The sequence below is a fragment of the Lacipirellula limnantheis genome, from assembly GCF_007746075.1.
Lineage (GTDB): Bacteria > Planctomycetota > Planctomycetia > Pirellulales > Lacipirellulaceae > Lacipirellula > Lacipirellula limnantheis.
This window is the reverse complement of the sequence record NZ_CP036339.1, coordinates 2,310,507-2,330,382: the sequence shown is the minus strand read 5'-3', so window position 1 is coordinate 2,330,382 and position 19,876 is coordinate 2,310,507. Positions and strand designations below refer to the sequence as shown.

At 65.0% G+C, this 19,876-nt stretch carries 14 protein-coding genes; 12 read left to right on the top strand and 2 right to left on the bottom strand.

Features of this window, described 5'->3' with window-relative positions; genetic code table 11:
* The first annotated feature begins 10 nt into the window (after positions 1–10).
* The 3 genes from I41_RS09140 (at position 11) to argJ (ending at position 3,165) form a co-directional block, all read left to right on the top strand.
* Complete coding sequence (locus I41_RS09140) at positions 11–643, top strand: phosphopantothenoylcysteine decarboxylase domain-containing protein (RefSeq protein ID WP_145436300.1); 633 nt, start codon at positions 11–13, stop codon at positions 641–643.
* A gap of 282 nt (positions 644–925) precedes the next feature.
* Complete coding sequence (gene argC, locus I41_RS09135; protein ID WP_145432255.1) at positions 926–1,933, top strand: N-acetyl-gamma-glutamyl-phosphate reductase; 1,008 nt, start codon at positions 926–928, stop codon at positions 1,931–1,933.
* 38 nt (positions 1,934–1,971) lie between these two features.
* Positions 1,972–3,165, top strand: a complete 1,194-nt coding sequence (gene argJ / locus I41_RS09130) for a bifunctional glutamate N-acetyltransferase/amino-acid acetyltransferase ArgJ (protein ID WP_145432254.1) — start codon at positions 1,972–1,974, stop codon at positions 3,163–3,165.
* A 119-nt stretch (positions 3,166–3,284) separates the two neighbouring features.
* On the opposite strand, the gene I41_RS09125 is transcribed toward argJ, so the two are convergent.
* Positions 3,285–3,764: a GNAT family N-acetyltransferase gene (locus tag I41_RS09125; RefSeq protein WP_145432253.1), complete on the bottom strand. Its 480-nt coding sequence runs from the start codon at positions 3,762–3,764 to the stop codon at positions 3,285–3,287.
* 71 nt (positions 3,765–3,835) lie between these two features.
* Here I41_RS09125 and I41_RS09120 point away from each other — a divergent pair, with 71 nt between their 5' ends.
* The 4 genes from I41_RS09120 (at position 3,836) to uraD (ending at position 8,158) form a co-directional block, all read left to right on the top strand.
* Positions 3,836–5,074 (top strand): M20 family metallo-hydrolase, encoded by a 1,239-nt coding sequence (locus I41_RS09120; RefSeq protein WP_145432252.1) that lies wholly within the window; start codon positions 3,836–3,838, stop codon positions 5,072–5,074.
* Between the two features lie 65 nt (positions 5,075–5,139).
* Positions 5,140–6,039: a factor-independent urate hydroxylase gene (pucL, locus tag I41_RS09115; protein ID WP_145432251.1), complete on the top strand. Its 900-nt coding sequence runs from the start codon at positions 5,140–5,142 to the stop codon at positions 6,037–6,039.
* Between the two features lie 109 nt (positions 6,040–6,148).
* Positions 6,149–7,495, top strand: a complete 1,347-nt coding sequence (allB, locus tag I41_RS09110) for an allantoinase AllB (protein WP_145432250.1) — start codon at positions 6,149–6,151, stop codon at positions 7,493–7,495.
* Positions 7,496–7,645: 150 nt separating this feature from the next.
* Entirely contained in the window at positions 7,646–8,158 is a 513-nt protein-coding gene (uraD, locus tag I41_RS09105) for a 2-oxo-4-hydroxy-4-carboxy-5-ureidoimidazoline decarboxylase (protein ID WP_145432249.1), read from the top strand.
* A 74-nt stretch (positions 8,159–8,232) separates the two neighbouring features.
* On the opposite strand, the gene I41_RS09100 is transcribed toward uraD, so the two are convergent.
* The gene (locus I41_RS09100) at positions 8,233–9,351 is read right to left on the bottom strand and encodes a bifunctional transcriptional activator/DNA repair enzyme AdaA (RefSeq protein WP_145432248.1); all 1,119 of its coding nucleotides are present in this window, start codon (positions 9,349–9,351) and stop codon (positions 8,233–8,235) included.
* A 300-nt stretch (positions 9,352–9,651) separates the two neighbouring features.
* Between I41_RS09100 and I41_RS09095 the strand changes: the two genes are divergently transcribed.
* The 5 genes from I41_RS09095 (at position 9,652) to I41_RS09075 (ending at position 18,734) form a co-directional block, all read left to right on the top strand.
* A complete protein-coding gene (locus I41_RS09095) occupies positions 9,652–11,340 on the top strand; it encodes a family 10 glycosylhydrolase (RefSeq protein ID WP_168206782.1) in 1,689 nt (562 codons plus the stop codon).
* Between the two features lie 147 nt (positions 11,341–11,487).
* A complete protein-coding gene (locus tag I41_RS09090; RefSeq protein WP_145432246.1) occupies positions 11,488–12,237 on the top strand; it encodes an SDR family NAD(P)-dependent oxidoreductase in 750 nt (249 codons plus the stop codon).
* Positions 12,238–12,312: 75 nt separating this feature from the next.
* A complete protein-coding gene (locus I41_RS27675; RefSeq protein ID WP_210421138.1) occupies positions 12,313–13,254 on the top strand; it encodes an SRPBCC family protein in 942 nt (313 codons plus the stop codon).
* 30 nt (positions 13,255–13,284) lie between these two features.
* Complete coding sequence (locus I41_RS09080) at positions 13,285–13,722, top strand: hypothetical protein (RefSeq protein WP_145432245.1); 438 nt, start codon at positions 13,285–13,287, stop codon at positions 13,720–13,722.
* A gap of 320 nt (positions 13,723–14,042) precedes the next feature.
* A complete protein-coding gene (locus I41_RS09075; RefSeq protein ID WP_145432244.1) occupies positions 14,043–18,734 on the top strand; it encodes a malectin domain-containing carbohydrate-binding protein in 4,692 nt (1,563 codons plus the stop codon).
* Positions 18,735–19,876: the final 1,142 nt, after the last annotated feature.

Sequence of the window (19,876 nt, the reverse complement as noted above, 5' to 3'; positions counted from 1 at the left end):
TTCCTTCTTCATGGCCCGCATCCTCATCACCTCCGGGCCGACGCGGCAGTACCTCGACCCCGTGCGGTACCTCACCAACGCCTCCAGCGGACGCATGGGCGCGGCCCTCGCGGCGGCTGCATTTGAGCTCGGCCACGAGGCGACGATCATCTCCGGTCCGGTCGAAGTCCCCTACCCTGCCGCCGCGGAAGTCATTCCGGTCGTCTCCACCGAAGAGATGCTCGCCGCGAGCCGGTCGGCCTTCGCCCGCTGCGATGGCCTCATCGGCGCCGCCGCCCCCTGCGACTACCGCCCTGAGCATGTCGAGAATCACAAAATCGCGAAGACGGGCGATCCGCTCCTCCTCCGTCTTTTGGAAACTGAAGACGTCGTCGCCACGCTAGCAGCCGAAAAGGGAACCCGCTGGGTCGTCGGCTTTGCCCTAGAGACCGACGACCACCGCCTGCGTGCGCTCGCCAAACTGGAACGGAAGCGGTGCGACTTGATGGTCTCCAACGGCGTCGCCGCGATGAACTCGCTGGAGAACGAGGTCGAAATCCTCGATCCGCAGGGAAACGTCCTCCGCTCGGCCGCTGGATCGAAGGAATCGGTCGCCCAAGAGATCCTTGCGGTCATTCAAGAGCGGCTCATTGCGAGGCGCTGACGCGTCATTCAGCCCCCGGCTCCGCCGGGGGGTCGGTCACTATGCCGGCAGGCTTCGTCGCTCGTCGTGCTATCCCCCGGCGGAGCCGGGGGCTGAATGAGGCGCAGCTCCCACCTTGAACCGAACTCCCCATCTCCGTGTCGTTTAAGCAGCGCCGCCGGTAGCGACCTGCCCGGCCGGCAAGTATATTCGTAGATCCCCGACGGCGAGCGGCCGCCCACCGGCAACTCAGGCTCTCCGCGGTTTCGTCAGGTTGCCGCCCCCACTGCCTGCGTCTCTGCCATGGTTCGCGTCGCCATTCTTGGAGCTACCGGTTACTCGGCCAAAGAGCTGATCCGGCTGCTGCTCGCCCACCCTGAAGCAAAAATTACCGCGCTCACGACGCGCCAAGACGATCAGCCCAATCTCGGCGACGTCCACCCCGTCTTGCGGGGGCGGCTCGACCTGAAGCTCGAAAATCTCGACGCCGCTGAAGTCGCCAAGCGGGCCGATTGCGTCTTCTGCTGTCTGCCGCACGCCGCCAGCGCGGAGGTGATCAAGGAACTTCTTCCGCTCGGGCCGCGCGTCGTCGACTTCAGCGCCGACTACCGCCTCAACGACGCCGCCACCTACACGAAGTGGTACGACCATGACCACCCCGACGCCGCGCGCATGGCCGAGACGGTCTACGGCTTGCCGGAACTCTACCGCGAGCGGATCGTCAAGTCTCAGTTAGTCGCCAATCCTGGCTGTTACCCAACGTCGACGATCCTGGCCCTCGCGCCACTCTTGAAAGCGGGGCTGATCTCCGCCGACGGCATCATCGTCGACAGCAAGAGCGGCGTCAGCGGCGCCGGTCGCACGCCGAAGGCGAATCTTCACTACCCCGAAGCAAACGAGAACTTCTCCGCTTACGGCGTCGGTTCGCATCGCCACACGCCGGAGATCGACCAGGTTCTGAGCGACTTTGGCGGCAAGGCAACGGAAGTCGTGTTCACGCCGCATCTGGTCCCGATGGATCGCGGGATCTTGACGACCGCCTACTCGATGCCCGCCAAAGCCATCGACGCAGCCGCCATCCTGGCCGAGCTGAAAAAGTTCTACGCTACCGAACCATTCGTCCGCGTCGTCGACGGCTTGCCGACGACCAAGGACGTCACCGGAACAAACTACTGCGACGTCACCGCGCGCGTCGTCCGCGGCCGCGTGGTGACAATCAGCGTGATCGACAACTTGATTAAGGGCGCCGCCGGGGCAGCGGTGCAAAACTTCAACTTGATGTACGGTTTCGACGAAACGACGGCGCTGTGAAGCGGCCGTCGGGAGCCGACGCAACTTAGGGTCACCCCATGCCCGAGCAACTTCCGCAGGGATTTCGAGCCGCCGGCATCTATTCCGGCGTCAAGGAAAATACGTCGCGGCTTGACCTGTCGCTGCTCGTCTCCGATCGCCCCTGCGTCGCTTCGGGCGTCTACACCCAGAATCTGGTCTTCGCGGCGCCGGTCAAGCTCTGCCGCGAGCGAACGCCGAGCGACACCGTGCAGGCCGTGGTCATTAACTCCGGCAACGCCAACGCCTGTACCGGCGACCTCGGCGATCGTGACGCCCGAGCGATGGCTGCGAAGGTGGCCGAAGTCTGCCACCTCGCGCCGACCGACGTGCTAGTGCTCTCCACCGGCGTCATCGGCGAACTGATGCCGATGGAGAAAATCATCCCCGGCATCGAGAAAGTCGCGACGCGCCTCGGCGCCGATGAAGACGCGCTTCTCGCCGCAGCGCGGGGGATGATGACCACTGATACGCGCCCGAAGATTTCCAGCCGCACCGTCACGATCGACGGCCAGACGATCTCCGTGTGCGGCGTCGCCAAAGGCGCCGCGATGATCGGCCCAAATCTCGCGACCATGCTCGCGGTGATCATGACCGACGCCAAAATCAGCCTGAAAGATGCGCAAGAAGGACTAAAAGACGCCGCCGACGAATCGTTCAACTGCATCAGCGTCGAGGGCCACACCAGCACCAACGACAGCGTGCTGCTGCTGGCCAACGGCGCCGCCGGCGGACCGCTGCTCACGGGCGACGCGCTTGCCAAGTTCCAAGCAACGCTGGTGGAAGTTTGCGAAGATCTCGCCCAGTCGATCCCCGCCGACGGCGAGGGGGCCTCGCACCTGATCACCGTCGAAGTCCACGGTTGTCGCAGCCGCGACGATGCCATCCAAATCGCCAAGACGGTTGCCGATAGCCCGCTGGTGAAGACGGCCATCGCCGGCAACGATCCGAATTGGGGCCGCATCGTCTCGGCCGCCGGTTACGCCGGCGTGCAGTTCGACGCCTCCAAGGTTTGCCTTCACCTCAACGGCTCGCTTCTCTACGAGCGCGGTCAGCCGGTGCCTTTCGATGGCGACGCCGTGTCGCGCGAGATGGAGGCCGACCGCAACACGGGAATCGTGCTGCTGTTTGAAGAAGGCGAAGCCTCAGCGCGCTTCTGGACTTCGGACCTCACGGCCGAATACGTACGGCTGAATGCCGACTACCGGACGTAGCGTCGAGCCACTGTCATCCTGGTAGCGTCCAGCCAATGTCATCCAGCGCGAAGCGAAGGATCCAGTCCCGCGCTGGAGCTTCCAGATTCTTCGCTCCGCTCAGCATGACGCTCCGAACGCTACGCCTCCGCGAGCTTCGCAATCGCCTCCGCCGTCATCCGAAACGTCGTCCATTCATCCAGCGGTTTTGCCCCCAGACTCTGGTAAAACTGGATCGACGGTTCGTTCCAATCGAGCACCGCCCATTCCAGCCGCTGGCAGCCGCGTGCGACGGCGCGCTTCGCGACTTCCGCCAGCAACCGCTTGCCGATCCCCTGACCGCGCACCTCGGGGCGGACGTAAAGATCCTCCAAGTAGATCCCCGAACGTCCAAGAAACGTCGAGTAATTGGCGAAGAACACGGCCAAGCCCACCGGCCCCGACTCCGCCTCCGCGATCAGCGCCTCCGCCTCAGGGCGCTCGCCGAACAGCGACGCTGCCAAGCTAGCTTCAGTCGCCACGACGGTATGCGGCAGCCGTTCGTACTCCGCCAGTTCTTTGACCAACTTCAACAGCACCGGCACGTCGCCCACGTCCGCCGCCCGAATTGTCACGCTCATCGCATTTCTCCGCCGCTCCGAGTAGAATCGCCCACGACAAACGAGGGATTTTAGCGACTGGCGAGCCGATCGTGGAACTAAAAGTTGACGTCAATCGCTGCTCGGCCGAACTCGATCGACTCGCCCAGTTCTCCGACGTGCCGGCGCCCGCCGTGCAGCGCGTCGTCTTTACGCCGACCGATCTGGCCGCACGCGGTTATTTGATCGAGCTCTTCGAAGCAGCAGGGCTGCGAGTTCGCGTCGACCCCATCGGCAACATCCTCGCCCGCTGGGAAGGCGCCGACCCGTCGCTCCCCGCGCTGGCCACCGGGTCGCACACCGACGCGATCCCCTACTCCGGCAAGTACGACGGCACGGTCGGCGTCCTCGGCGGCCTTGAAGCGATCCGCACGCTTCAACAGGCAGGAGTCAAACCGCGGCGTTCGATCGAACTGATCATGTTCACCTCTGAGGAACCAACTCGCTTCGCCTATGGCTGCTTGGGAAGCCGCCTGCTCAGCGGTCAATTGGCGCCCGACGCTGCCGCCACGCTCACCGACGCCGACGGTCAGCGACTCGACGCCGTGCGACAAAACGCCGGCTTCAAGGGCTTGCTCGCCGACGTGAAGTTGCAGCCTGGCCACTATGCGGCGTTCGTTGAGCTTCACATCGAACAAGGCCCGCTGCTCGAACGCGCCGGGTTGGCCATCGGCGCCGTCACGGCCATTGCCGCTCCCGCCGCGCTTCGCGTTCGTTACACCGGCCCCGGCGGCCACGCCGGCGGCGTGATGATGGCCGATCGCCGCGACCCGCTGATTGCTGGATCGCGGCTCGCCCTCGAAGTCGACGCCGCCGCTCGCGACTCTGGGAGCCCCGACACGGTCGGCACTGTCGGCGTCCTCGACGTTCATCCCCGCGCGGTCAACAGCATCCCGCGCGACGTGCAGCTCGAAATCGATGTCCGCGACATCGACGGCCCCCGCCGCGATCGCGTTCTCGAACGGATCAAGCGACAGGCGCAAACTTTCGGCGACGAACTGGGCGTGCCGACGACAATCGAAATGATCAACGCCGACCCGCCGGCGACGAGCGATCCCACGATCGTCGCCGCCATCGAAAAATCGTGCGCCGACGCGAAGCTGACGCACCAGCGCATGGTCAGCCGCGCCTACCACGACTCGCTGTTCATGTCGTTGGTCTGCCCGATCGCGATGATCTTCATCCCCTGCCGCGACGGGATGAGCCACCGCCCTGAAGAGTATTCGTCCCCCGAAGCCATCCGCGCCGGCATCGAAGTCCTCGCTCGTACCCTTTATCAGCTTGCTGAATAGTTCTTCAAAGACGGATCTCACGCGAAGGCGTGAGACATAAAACAAGTCACCACAGCCAAAAGACAATGCCACACCAACTCTGGACCCAAAGCTACGGCAAATCCCGCGTTCGCATCGCCAAGGTCGATCGCGACGCGGACGTTCACCAGTACACGGAGCTCTCCGTCGACGTCGAACTCGACGGCGATTTTGACGCCGCGTATACGCAAGGCGACAACTCCCTCGTCCTGCCGACCGACACGATGAAGAATACCGTCTACGCATTCGCCCGCGAGCTTGATCCCTGTGAGCTGGAAACGTTTGCGTGGACCCTCGGCAGTCACTTCGTCGAAAATTTCGACCATGTATCGCACGCCGCGATCAAGATCACGCAAACTCCTTGGCAGCGGCTTGTGATCGACGGCGAGCCCCATCCCCACGCCTTCAGCGGCAGTTCCACCGAACGGCAAACGTGCCACGCCGTCATCACGGCGCCGACCAAAGATGGCGAAGATCCCGAGGGCGCCATCGAGTGCGGCCTCGAAGGGTTGACGCTGCTGAAGACGACCGATTCCGGCTTCTCCAAATTTCTCAAGGACGAATACACAACGCTTCCTGAAACCGATGATCGCATCTTCGCCACGACGCTCACGGCGAAGTGGGTCTACAACGACACGCCCGACGATTGGCGCGGCATTCGCGACCGAATCCGCGCGATCCTCATCCGCGAGTTCGCCGCCCGCTTCAGCCCGTCGGTGCAGGCGACGCTGTTCGAGATGGCGGCCGCCGTCCTCGACGCCGAGCCGGCCGTCGAGGAAATCAATCTGGCGATGCCGAACCTCCACCGCCACCTGATCAACCTGTCGCCCTTCGATCTCGACAACCCCAACGTCCTGTTCCTGCCGACCGACGAACCGCACGGCAACATCACCGCCAGCGTCTGCCGCGAACGCCCTGAGGAGGCACACGCCCACGACCACGGTTAGCCGACTCCTAGCCCCTGGCTCCGCCAGGGGGTCGGTCACCACGCCGGCAGGCGTCATCCCGCGTTGTGCTACCCCCGGGCGGAGCCCGGGGCTAAAAAAAGGGCGCCGCATGAATTCCCCTCCACGCTTCGCCGTCGCCAGTCGCCGCGTCGTGACGCCGGAGGGAACGCGCGCCGCAGCCGTCATCATCAACGGCGGCCGCATCGAAGCGATCGTCAACCGTGACCACGTTCCCTCCGAAGTCCCCGTCGAAGACTTCGACGACCTCGTCATCTCGCCGGGGCTGGTCGACGCCCACGTCCATATCAACGAGCCAGGCCGCACCGACTGGGAAGGGTTCGCCAGCGCGACCCGCGCCGCAGCCGCCGGCGGCGTCACGACGCTAGTCGACATGCCGCTCAACAGCTCGCCGGTGACGACGACCGTTGCGGCGCTCGAAGAGAAGCGCGCCGCCGCGGCAGGCCAGTGCTGGGTAGACGTGGCCTTCCACGCCGGGTTGGTTCCCGACAATCTCGCCGACGTCGAACCCCTCCTCGACGCCGGCGTCTGCGGCGTCAAGGCGTTCATGTGCGACTCGGGCCTCGACGAGTTCCCCGCCACCGGCGAGCGCGAGTTTCGCCAGATATTGCCGCTCCTCGCCAGACGTCGCGTGCCGCTGCTCGTCCACGCCGAACTTACCGATGAGCATGCGACCGCCGTTGAGATTCGCAACTACGCCGATTGGCTCGCCTCGCGCCCAGAGTCTTTTGAACGCAACGCGATCAATTTGCTGCGCGCGCTTTGCGCTGAATACCTGGCGCCAATCCACGTCGTCCACCTCGCGAGCGGCCCGCTGACGAGTCACTTCTTCTGGGCCAAGCAAGACGGCCTGCCGCTCACGGTGGAAACCTGCCCCCACTATCTCCACTTCTACGCCGAACGACTGGAAGGGGCCGATCCGCGGTTTAAATGCGCCCCGCCGATTCGTCGCAAGGAAGATCGCGCACGGCTGTGGGAAGCGCTGATCGCCGGAGTGATCGACACGATCGGCTCCGACCACTCCCCCTGTCCTCCCGACATGAAGCATCTCGCCAGCGGCGACTGGCAATCATCGTGGGGCGGCATCAGCTCGGTCGAACTAACGCTGCCGATCGTCTGGCGCGGCCTCCGGACGCAGATCGCCCCCTTCACGCGCGTCGCCGAGTGGCTTTCCGCCAACCCGGCGCGTCTTGTCGGCCTCGCCGATCGCAAAGGCCGCATTGCCGTCGGCTGCGACGCCGACCTCTGCATTTGGAACCATGAAGAAGAGTGGACCGTCGTCGGCGAGCAACTCCAACACCGCCACAAACTCACTCCGTACGAAGGCGAACGCCTTCGCGGCCGCGTGCAGCGAACCTACGTCCGCGGGCAACTCGCCTACGAAGACGGCAAGTTCCCCGCCGGACCGATCGGCGAACTCCTTCGCCGAAATCCCTAAGAACAGTTTCATCCCGCGAAGTGCGAGCCGAAGGCTTCAACACAGTGGACACAGAGATCACAGAGGAAGTCGACCAGTCGCTCGCCGCCAACCGATCTTTTCTTCTCTGCGTCCTCTGTGCTCTCTGTGTTTAATGTCTTTCCATGTTAAATGACATTCATCGCCTCCACACTTAACGGCCTCAATGCTGACGACGCGCGCACGGCGCTTACGAATTGCTGCGCCGCCGAGAAGTGGGTCGAAGGGATGCTCGCCGCGCGGCCCTTTGCCAGCGACGAGGCACTGTTTGCCGCGTGCGATCAGGTTGCCGCGACGCTCGCCGAACCCGACTGGCTGGAAGCCTTCGCCGCCCACCCCCTCATCGGCGACGTCGACAGCCTTCGTCACCGATATGCCGCGACCAAACAACTCGCGGCCAACGAACAGGCCGGAGTCGATGCCGCCAGCGAAGCGACGCTGGTTGAACTAGCCGAACTCAATCGCGCCTATTCGGCCCGCTTCGGCTTCATCTTCATCGTCTTCGCCACCGGCAAACGCGCCGACGAGATGCTGGCCCTCCTCAAGTCCCGCATCGGCAACAGCCGTGCACAAGAACTCACGACAGCCGCCAACGAACAACTCCAAATCACCCGCCTCCGGCTTTCCAAACTCGCAAATTCATAACACTGATCGACCCGGACGCGCCTGACTCGACGGCAAACCACGACGGCGCGTGTTGTTGCCTCGCTCGTCCTGGATTAACGTGCTCCGCATTTCGTTGCTGCGGACGGCGTGCTTGGCGGCTTGCCGTTCGCCAGATGCCGCCGTTCGTGATCCAACAGCCATTGCTTTCGCGCTAGCCCGCCGGCGTAGCCGGTCAGACTTCCATCCGCCCCAACGACGCGGTGGCACGGAATCACGATCGCCACTCGATTCTGCCCATTGGCCGCAGCCACGGCCCGCACTGCCGTCGGCTTGCCAATACGCTCTGCCTGCTCGGCATAACTCCTCGTCTCGGCGTAGGGGATCAACCGCAGTTCGTCCCACACCCGCTGGCGAAACGGCGTCGTCGGCGTGTGCAGCGAAACATCGAACGACGTGCGCAGCCCGGCAAAGTATTCACCGAGCTCTCTTTCCAACTCCGTTAAGTGCGCGTTGTCGTGCGCTGGCAGAATCACGGCGCTGAGCCTCCGGAGCAAGTCAGCAAACTCCGCCTCTAGCATCCGCCGATCGGTGAACTCGCACAGGCAGATTCCCGCGTCGGTCGCGCACGCGACCATCGGTCCGATGGGCGTCGAGAACCGCTGCAGGTGAATGACATGCGCGTCGCCGGCTCGCGACGGTGCGGCGCCGAACGCCTGACGGAAACCGGCGCCGAAGCCGCTGAGCGATTCGTAGCCCGAGCCAAACGCGGTCGCCGCCACCGAACCGCCGGCCGCCAACTCGCGGTAGGCCCGATTCAGCCGCAACATCCGCTGGTAGGCGTTGAACGTCATCCGGTGATGCTTCAAAAACCAACGCCGCACGGCGGCCGGCTCAATCCCGCGCGATCGCAGATCGCCGGCTCGAAAACGCAGCGCGGGATCCGCGTGCAGCTCCTCGATCAGCGCCTGGATAAATCCCGGCGTATCGCTCGGCGGCTCCATTGGCTTGCAGACCTTGCAGGGTCGATAGCCATGCTGCATTGACTCCTGCGCCGTCGCAAAGAACTCGACGTTCTCCCGCTTCGGCGTCCGCGCCGTGCACGTTGGCCGACAGAAAATGCCGGTCGTTTTGACGGCCGTCAAAAAGATCCCGACATACGCCGGGTCACGACGACAAACTGCCTCGTATTGTTCGTCAAACGTCATGGTAGTCGAGATGGTCGCGTCGGTCATGATCACTCTCGCTGGAGCTCCACGGGAACGTCCAGCAGGAGGCGCCTCGCCGCCCCCCGGCAACCGAAAACGCGACAACCATGTTGCCCCGACCGGCGATCGGCAACGAGTTCGACAGGTTGCGCATGCTATTCCAGCACCTGCGCAAAGGGCGTCGCCGGGCGCTAGGCGGGTTCGTAACTTCTTGACATGATCAAAGGACCGGACGCAATGACAGTCTTCGCCCTCCTCGCGAAGAATCGCCGGGACTCATCAATCTCGCCTCGCTCGCACGGCCCCATGCTCGCCAGGACAGCTTCAATGCGATCGCTCTCGTGTCGGCTGTCGCTCGTTGTCCCGCTGCTGCTGGTTACTTGGGAATCGCCGTCTCTGCAGGCCTCAGCCCCCGAGGTGCGCGGCACGTGGCTCACCACGACCAACGAAGATCACATCCGCACCGGCGCCAACACCGCCGCCGTGATGCGCGATCTGCGCAACATCGGTTTGAACGCCGTCTACGTCGAGACGTGGAAGAACGGCTACACGAACTTTCCGTCGAGCGTCCTGAAATCGACGATCGGCACGACCGATCGCAATCCGACGATCGGAACTTCGCGCGATCTCGTCCAAGAGACGCTGATCCAGGCGCATCGCAACGGCATGAGCTACTACGGTTGGTTTGAATATGGCGCCATGACCGAATATGTCGGCGCCGGGGGCAATCCCAGCAACCCGCTGTCGACCTACATGAAGAACCGCGGCTGGCTGCTGCAGAACCAAGCCGGTCAGTATGCCGACGCGACAAACGGCGGGTTCGCGTTCATGAACGTCGCCGTCCCCGAGGTGCGCCAGTTCGTCATTGACATGACCCTCGAAGCCGTGAATCGCTACGATTTCGACGGCATCCAGTTCGACGATCACATGGCGTGGCCCGTGAACTTCGGCTTCGACGCCACCACCATCGGTCTGTACACGTCGCAGACCGGCAACGCCGCCCCGACGTCGCCGACGAACACCCAATTCAGCGCATGGCGGCAACAGCAAGTCACGGCGTTCGCCGCGCAGCTCTACACGGCAGTGAAGGCCGCGCGGCCCGAGTTGAAGGTCTCCATCAGCCCGTCGATCACGAGCTTTTCAACCGCGCAATACAACGCCAATTGGCCGCTGTGGGAATCACAGAATCTGTTCGACGAATTCGCCATCCAGATGTATCGCGACAACATTTCGTCGTTCAATTCGATCGTCAATGCCCAGGTCAATCCGTTCAGGCCCGACGATCTCGACAAGCTCATCATGGGACTGCGGATCAACCCGGCGGCTTCCGCCACGCCCTACGCCGACCTCCAACAAATGATCGAGCGCGCGCGGACCGAAGGCGCCGCCGGGCACAATCTCTGGTACAGCGCCGGCGTCCGCGATCTCTACGGATCGCAACTGACTGCGTTCTACGATGTGGCCGGCCAAGGTCAGGCCCAGAATCCCATGTTCCCTGCCGATTGGCGAACGGCCCCGCTCGTCGGCGCCCAGAGTCTCGTCGCCCCTGAACAGTGGACGGTCGACGTCCCGGCGGCAGGGCGCTATCGCATCGTCGCCCGCCTCGGCTCCGCAACGAATTCTCCTTGGACGGAGATCGCCGCCGTCGAACTCGTCGCCGGCAGCCGCACGTTCGCCGTTCCCGGCGCCCGGCAAGTCGAGCTCCTCGTCGATCGCCGGACGCCGACGTCGTTTCTGGGCGACTTCAACGGCGACCTGGCCGTCGACGGCGCCGACTTCATTCTGTGGCAACAGGCGTTCGCCGCGCCGCTGGGCGGCTCTGCCGTGGGCGATGCCAATCGCGACGGCCGCGTCGACGCCCTAGACCTGCTCGCCTGGCGGTTCAATCAGGGAGGCGTCTGGCCTCCTCTTGCTTCGGCCACCGCGACCACGCCGGAGCCGTCGGGAATCTTCCTTGCCGTATTCGCCGGCGGTCTGCTGGCGATGCGGCGCCGTCGGCTCGCCTTGGGCCCTTGAATCTGAAGTTAGCGCCGCAGCGAAGTCATGGTCGTAGCTGCAGCGGCGACAATCCTCACCGTCTGGGGCCTGACGGTTCAGAATTCATGCTCGTGAGCCGCAGACGGCAGCCGCACACGCGACCCAACAAGCACAGGACCGGCGCCGATGGCTGCTGTTGACGCCCCACCCCGGACCTATGTGATCCTCGGCGCCTCCGGCGGCATTGGCTCCGCATTGGCGCGCCGCCTCGCCGCTCAGGGTGCTAAGCTAGTGCTCGCTGCCCGGGATAGCGACCGGCTCCGCCAACTCGCTGCGGAACTCGGCGCCGTCGCCGCACCCCTCGACGCCGCGAACTTCGCCCAAGTCGACGCCTGCGTGAACCTCGGCATCGAAACTTTTGGTCGCCTCGACGGCGTCGCCAACTGCGTCGGCTCGCTGCTGCTCAAGCCCGCCCACAACACGACCGATGCCGAGTGGCACGATACGGTCGCCGCGAATCTGACCACGGCCTTCGCCGCCGTCCGCGCCGGCGCCAAGGCGATGTTCAAAACGGGCGGCTCGATCGTCCTCGTCTCCTCCGCCGCCGCCAGCGTCGGCCTTGCTAACCACGAAGCTATCGCCGCCGCCAAGGCAGGCGTTATCGGACTCACCCTCTCGGCCGCCGCCACCTACGCCGCGCGCGGCATCCGGGTCAACTGCGTCGCCCCCGGCCTCGTCGCCACGCCGCTGACCGCTCGCCTCACCGGCAACGAAGCCTCCCTGAAAGCTTCCGCCGCCATGCACCCCCTGGGGCGCATTGGCAATCCCGCCGAGATCGCCTCCGCGATAGAATGGCTGCTCAGCCCCGAGCAGAGTTGGGTCACGGGCCAGACCCTCGGCGTCGACGGCGGACTAGCGACGCTGCGCGCACGCTAACCTGCCTTGCAACGATCCGGAAGCAGCGTCGGCAACTCACTTCGTCACTCTTCGCTCCATCCTCCGCAATATCGCATGACCACCCCCGCCAACGCCGCCGACCCTTCACTCGCTCCGCGTTGGGCCGTTCTCTGGCTGCTGGCCGCCGGGCTTTACAATCTCCTCTGGGGCGCCATCGTCATCGCGTTTCCCAACCTGCTGTTCGATTTCGCCGGCATCGCGCACCCCAACTATCCCCAAATCTGGCAATGCGTCGGCATGATCGTCGGCGTCTACGGCATCGGTTACCTCATCGCCGCCGCCGACCCTCGCACCCACTGGCCCATCGTCCTCGTCGGCCTCCTCGGCAAGATCTTCGGCCCGCTCGGATTCGCCGCCGCACTCTGGCAAGGGACGCTGCCGCCACGTTTCGGCGTGACCATTCTTAGCAACGATCTCCTGTGGTGGATCCCGTTCACGCTCATCCTCCTCGACGCCGCACAGTACCATCGTCGGCGATCAGCAGCAGCGCGTGCGGCACCCCCTACTGCCGCGCAGCTCCGCTTCGTCAAGGAATCGCGCATCAACGCGCCGCCGGCCGCAGTCTTTGCTTTCCACGAAAGTCCCGCCGCCCTGACGCAACTCATTCCGCCGTGGGAAGCGATGCGCGTCGCCGAGTCCCCCGGCTCGCTCGCCGTCGGCAGCCGCGTCGTCCTTCGCGGCAAGGTCGGCCCCCTACCCGTCGAGTGGGTCGCCGTCCACACCGAGTACGACCCGCCCCACCTTTTCGCCGACCGTCAGGCCTCGGGCCCGTTCGCCTATTGGCTCCATCGCCACCACATGCTCGACGATGGCGCAGGAGGGACGCTCCTCCGCGACGAAGTCGCGTACGCACTGCCGCTGGGCCTCATCGGCCGCTACCTCGGCGACGCATTCGTGCGGCGCAAACTCGAGCGGATGTTCGAATACCGCCACGAGACGACGCGCCGCTTGGTGGAATCCTCGTCGACCGGCGCAGCTGCAACGACGCCGCAGTGAAGCTGACCCCCTCATGGACCAGCCGATTTAATGCACGACACGCTGACCCGCGCCATCTTTCTGGCGCAACTCGGTTCGACCCTGTTCATGACGGGCCTGATCTGGTTCGTCCAAGTCGTGCATTATCCGTTGTTCGCCGCCGCCGGCGCCGGTGAATACGCCGATTACCAGCGCCGCCACATGAGCCGCACCACCTGGGTGGTCGGCCCGCCGATGCTCATCGAGGCGGCCACGGCGCTCCTGCTCTTTGCCTTCCGGCCCGCTCACGTCGCCACGTGGCAGCTCGCGATCGCGCTCGCGTTGCTCGCCCTTATCTGGCTCTCCACGATCTTCTTCCAAGTCCGTTGCCACGACGCCCTCTGCCGCGGCTTCGACCCCGCCGCCCATCGTCGCCTCGTCGCGACCAACTGGATTCGCACCGCCGCATGGAGCCTACGCTCCGCCCTCGTGCTGCTCATGGCGTGGTAGGCAGCTAGTCCGGCAGCCGCGAATCTCTGCGCTGCGGCGATCGACGCCCTGATCCCGAGCACGCCATCGTCCGGCGTCCCGTCAACGGCCAAAAGACGCCAAATGTCGAGCGACAACATACTTCTGGCTATTGAGGTGCATTCCTATCGTGGGCCGCTCTCGCTTTTGCGAAAAAATTACGTTCTCGCAAACCGCGGATTACCTCTGGTTGATGCCGCGAAATATGTCAAAATCGGCCAGCCACCCTGTTGAGTTTCGGCAGTCAGGTAGACGGCTTCGCTTGTCTCGCACCTGCCGCGTCCTCGAAGATATCGACATCCATGAGTGTTCTCCGCCGCTTCCCAGGTGCGTCGTCGCGCCCACGCCAGACCCCGTTCGCGGACCGCCAGTTGCGATTTGAACCGCTCGAAGGCCGCCGCCTGCTGGCGACGCTCTTCCGCATCAACGCCGGCGGGCCGGAGCTCGCCGGCAGCCCCGCGTGGCAGGCCGACACGCTCGCCGCCCCGTCGTCCTACAGCAATGCCGCCGCTGGCGGCAACACGGGCGTCACCGCGGTGACCGCCGCCATCAACTTGTCCGACCCGTCGCTCCCGGCCGGGACGCCGCAGGCGCTCTTCCAGACCGAACGCTTCGACAAGTCGGGCGCCCCGAATCTCCTGTGGGATTTTCCAGTCGCCCCCGGTCAATACGAGGTTCGTCTCTACTTCGCCGAAACGTGGAGCGGCGCATTCAACAACGGCGTCCGCGTCTTCGATGTGAAGATTGAAGGCGCGACCGTCCTCGACGACTACGACATTTTCGCCGACGTCGGCGCCAACAAAGGCGTCGTGAAGAGTTTCGTCGTGACGAGCGACGGCAATCTCGACGTCGATTTCTTTCGCGTTACGCAGAACCCCGCGGTCAAGGGGATCGAGATCCTCTCGGTCAGCCAAACGGCCGGCGTCTTGTCCGCATCGACCGCCGCGCTCGATTTCGGCAGCGTCGTCGCCGGCCAGTCGGTCACACTGCCGCTGACGCTGACCAATACCGCTCCAGCCGGCGCCGCCAGCGTCACCATCGATCCCGCGGCGGCGGCGCTCACGCCCAGCGGGCTGCCGTTCGCCATCGATTGGGGGCAGCCGACGCCCGTCGTCCTGGCGCCAGGCCAATCGCGGCAAATCGCCGTCACCTACGCTCCCACGACGGCCGCCATCCATGCCGCGACGCTGGCGATCCCCAGCAGCGTCGCCTCGTCGCCGTTGCAGATTACCCTGAGCGGGACGGCGGCCGGACCCACTCAAATCAGCTTCGCGAAGTCAACGCTCAACGGCGCCGCAGGGCTTTCGCGACCCACTTCCTTGCAATTCGGACCAGACGGTCGCCTCTACGTCGCCCAGCAAGACGGCTTGATCCGCGCCTATACGATCGCCCGCTCGAGCGCCAATCACTACGACGTCGTTTCAGTCGAAAACATCGCTCTCGTCCAGCAAATCCCCAACCACAACGACGACGGCGCCCTCAACCCCGCCGTCAACACCCGGCTCGTCACCGGTCTGCTCGTCGCCGGCACGGCGGCCGGTCCCGTGCTTTACGTCAATTCCAGCGACCCCCGCATTGGCGGCGGCGCCTCAGGGACCGATCTGAACCTCGACACCAATTCCGGCATCATCTCGCGACTGACCAAGAACGGCGCCTCGTGGACCAAGCTCGACCTCGTTCGCGGCCTCCCGCGCTCGGAGGAAAATCACCACGCCAACGGCCTCCAACTCGATGCGGCGACGAACACGCTCTACATCGCCGTCGGCGGCAACACGAACATGGGGGCGCCCTCCAATAACTTCTCCTTGCTCCCCGAGTTCGCCCTCTCGGCGGCGATACTCTCGGTCGACCTCAACGCCATCGGCGAAACGACGTACGACCTGCCGACCCTCGACGACGAAACCCGCGCCGGCGCCGCCGACCTCAACGACCCCTTTGGCGGCAACGACGGCCGCAATCAGGCGCGGTTGGTCCCCGGCGGACCGGTCCAGGTCTTCTCCCCCGGGTTTCGCAATCCGTACGATTTGTTGATCCACTCTAGCGGTCAATTCTTCACCGTCGACAACGGCCCCAACGCCGGCTGGGGAGACGTCCCTATCGGCGAAGGCCCCGGCGGCACGGCGACCAACGGCGCCCATGAACCCGGCGTCACCTACGGCGATAGCCTCCACCGCATCACCGGCGCCGGCTACTACGGCGGGCATCCCAACCCGACGCGTGCCAACGTCAGCAATACGTTCAACTCGACCAATCCGCAGTCCCCCGTCTCCGTCGGCAACCCGATCGAAGGCGACTACCGCGTCCCTGGTCCTGAGAACGGCGCCCTCGCCGTTTTCCCTGAATCGACCAATGGCATCGCCGAGTACGGCTCGAATCAGTTCGGCGGCGCGATGCAGGGCGATCTGCTCATCGCCAGCTTCGACAACACGATCAAGCGGGTGCGGGTCAACGCCGCCGGCCAAGTCGTGCTCAACGAAACGTTATTCTCGAACGTCGGCTTTCGACCCCTTGACGTCACCTCGCCAGCCGCGGGCGCCTTTGGCGGCACCATTTGGGTCGTCGACGTCGCCCAAAACAGCGTCACCGTCTTTGAACCCTCCAGCGGCGTCGGCGGCAACCCGAACGATCTCGACGGCGACGGTTACTCCAACGCCGACGAAATCGCCAACGGCTCCGACCCGAATAGTCCCGCGGCGGTTCCCCCCGACTTCGACGTCGACTTTGTCTCGAACCTGAACGATCCCGACGACGACAACGACGCCCTGCCCGACGTGAGCGATCGATTCGCCATCGACGCCGCCAATGGGGCCGCCACCCCCATCGGCACGCTTTACGATTGGGAGAACGAAGGCGCCAGCCTCGGCGGTTTGCTCGGCATGGGCTTCACGGGCCTCATGACCAACGGCGCCGCCGACTACGCCTCGCTGTTCAACCCCGCAGGGGTGACCGCGGGCGGCGCCGCGGGCGTCTTTACGATCGACTCCGCCCTCGCCGGCACGGCCCAAGGCCCCGCGAACTCTCAGCAGCAGGCCTTCCAGTTTGGCGTCAACGTCGGCGGCGCCGCCGCGCCCTTCGTCGCGCGCACCAGCCTGCTCGGTCCCTTCAGCGGCGTCACGCCCCACGCGGGCCAGGAGATGGGCTTCTACATCGGCCGCGGTGATCAGGACAACTTTATCCAACTCGTCATCTCGGGCGACGACGGCGGCTCGATCAAACTCGCCCGTGAAGTCGCCGGTGCGTTCGCCGTCGTCGCCAGTCAAAGTCTCGCCGTCCCCGCCAGTTTCGTCGAACTCCGCCTCACGATCGACCCGGCCGCCCACACCCTCCAGGCCAGCTATGCCGTCGCGGGCGGCGCGGCGGTTAATCTCGGCGGAGCGGTCGACGTTCCCGCCGATTGGATCGCCGGCGCCATGGCCATCGGCCTGATCGCGACCGACCCCACCGCCTCCGGCGCACTTCCGGTGACGTGGGACTATCTGGGCGTCGAGCAAGCGCCTCCTACCGTCGTCGGCGATCCCAGCGCCTTTGTCCTCATCGAAGGTCTCGGCGGGACGATCCTCACCGGCTCGACGTTCAACACGAACTCGTTCCGCGTCGCCAACCAGTCCACCGGCAACGTTCGCATCCAGTCGATCCGCATCGACGCTCGCACGGCACTACTTCCCGACCTTGTCTTCGATCCGATCGGCGAAGGGGGCGGCGCTCGTTTCAAGCCCTTCACCCCCGACTCCGGCGCCGCTCTCACCGGCCAATCTGGTCACACCTACTTGAGCCCGCACGACACGGGTTTCGATATTCTTGAAATCCAGTTCAACAATTTCGATCCCGGCGAAGAGTTCACCTTCTCCATCGACACCGACCCCACCAGCATCAAAGGTTCGGTCGACCCCGGTCCCAGCGGCGCCGGCCACGTTTCAGGGCTGGAGCTCAATGGCGCGACCGTCACCGTCGTCTACTCCGACGGCTCGACCCAGCAGGGCCAAACGTTCCGCACCCCGGCCAGCGGGCGCGCCTCCCAGAACACGTTCCGCGCTGCACCACTGCCGACTCCCGCGATTGCCGCGCGCGACGTTGTCGCTCCCGCCGTCGTCGCCCAAGCCAACCAGACCATCCGCATCACCGGCCCCGCCGGGTCTGTCGCGCGACTGCTGCAAGTCGAAGCGTCGCTCCATCTGGCAGGCGTCCCGGGCGGCGGCTACGACGTTGACCCGTTCGAAGCCAACAAGGCCACCAAGGTCGTTAAGGACAAGACGGTCACGATTGGCGCCAGCGGCTTCGTCGACGTGGCAGTGGTCCTCACCAAGGGCGAAGCCGAGGGTGGCTACAACATCTTCACCGCGGCGATCCAAGACGCTCAGGGCCGCACGAGCGACAACGCCCCGCAAGTGTTGCTCCGGTACAATCCGGTCGCCTCGTTGGTGGCCACTGGGCCCGGCGACTTCAACGGCGACGCTCTCGTCGACGGCGCCGACTTCCTCGCTTGGCAGCGGGCACTAAGTTCTCCCGCGTCGCCCGGAAGCGAATTGGCCGACGCCACCGGCGAGGGCGAGGTCGACGCCCAGGACCTGGCCATCTGGCAGGAAAACTTCGGCGCCCTCGCCGCCGCCATCGAGTCATCCACGTTCCTCGCCGAAGCCCCGCTTGCCCTCGCCGCGACTGCCACGAGCGACCCCGCCTGGGCGTCAAACCCGCCGGCCGCGGCGCGTCTCATCACGTCTGATCTCAGCGCTCAGTGGAGCGCCCAGCAATCATCGGTGAGTCCAACGCGTCGGCGTAGCGAACGGGCGCTTACCTCCAATCAAGAACACGCGCCCGTCTCGGCGGCCCGCCGCCAGGCCGCCGACCTCTACTTCGATCAGCTGGCGACAAACCAACGCGCCGCCGGCGAATGGCGCTGGATCGATCGCCAGGAACCAGTCACCCCGCCCGGAGTTCCGCCGAAAGAGCCTCAACCCGCCACACTCGTCTCTGAAGACGGCATCCAACCCCTTTAGCCCCCGGTTTTTGATACCGTGGGCACCCGGGCAACGGATCACCACACCAGGGGACTTGGTTTATCTAACTGGCGGCCGCGCCACGCCGTCCCACACCTCCCGCGCAGCCCCCGTCCCCCACTCCAGCGGGGTGGCCAAAAGTAGTTCACCACCGCCAGTCTCCGATCTGCTATGGTGGACATCCGTACCGATCCACAGCGTCTTGGCGCCAAAAAAACTGTGGGAGTGGCCTCTGACCCCGACGCAGCGCTGTGTGACCACAGCGGCTTGTGGTGGTGATCGAAATCGGCATCGGAGACGCCTTCCACGGATCCTTTTTGGTGCAAAGCCGATCCGCCGCCCCACTACCACGCGGCATGCCGTACAGTAGGGACGACAACAGTGCCAAATCAATTATCAGCGTGGCGCGGCGCGCCCATTCGAGCGCGGATTAATCCTTCGCGCGTCGTCCTGCGCTCCGGCCATTGGGCCTTTGTCGCCCCGCACCACGCCCCGCCTGTGCGGCTCGCCGATTTAGCCGCGTTGGCCCGCCCCGAGCGCTCCGCGTGCAAAAGTCAGCGCCATTCTGTCTGCACCGGCCCATGGTCGCGGCGAATCGTGATCAGCGCCGCAAGCCACTCTGGAGCCATGTCTTTACTCGCGGCGGCTCGCCCGGCGCCCATGTTTTGTCCACCTGGCGCGGACATAAGTCGCCGCGTCGCCCGGCCGTTGCCGGAGCTCTGTTTTCCGGGATTTAGCGTGCTCCAACGGCTGCCGGTCGGCGGTCCAACCACGGTTTTGTCACGACAAACGCAGTTTTCGATTCGGACAGTTCAACTCGAAGTCGCGCCAATCGACGTCTGGCGCCCCGGCACGGCGCCCTCGCGGCCTCCCGCGACTCCCGTTGACGTTGCTAGTCGTTGCAATAACCTCATGCTATTATGGGAGTTGAGGCGACCACCCCGGCGGAGCCAGCGTCAGCCAACCGTTGCAAGTGAGGCGGCAACGATCGAGCGGACCCCCAACCGAGGGCGTCGTCATGGACAGAGAACACTCATCGCGCTCGATCGGCGCCAGCAACGGCCAGCGCTTGCGGTCCACGGTTCGGCGTCCCCCCTGCCAACCCTCCGCCCGGCACGCTTGCTCCCGCCCCTTGAGCTCTC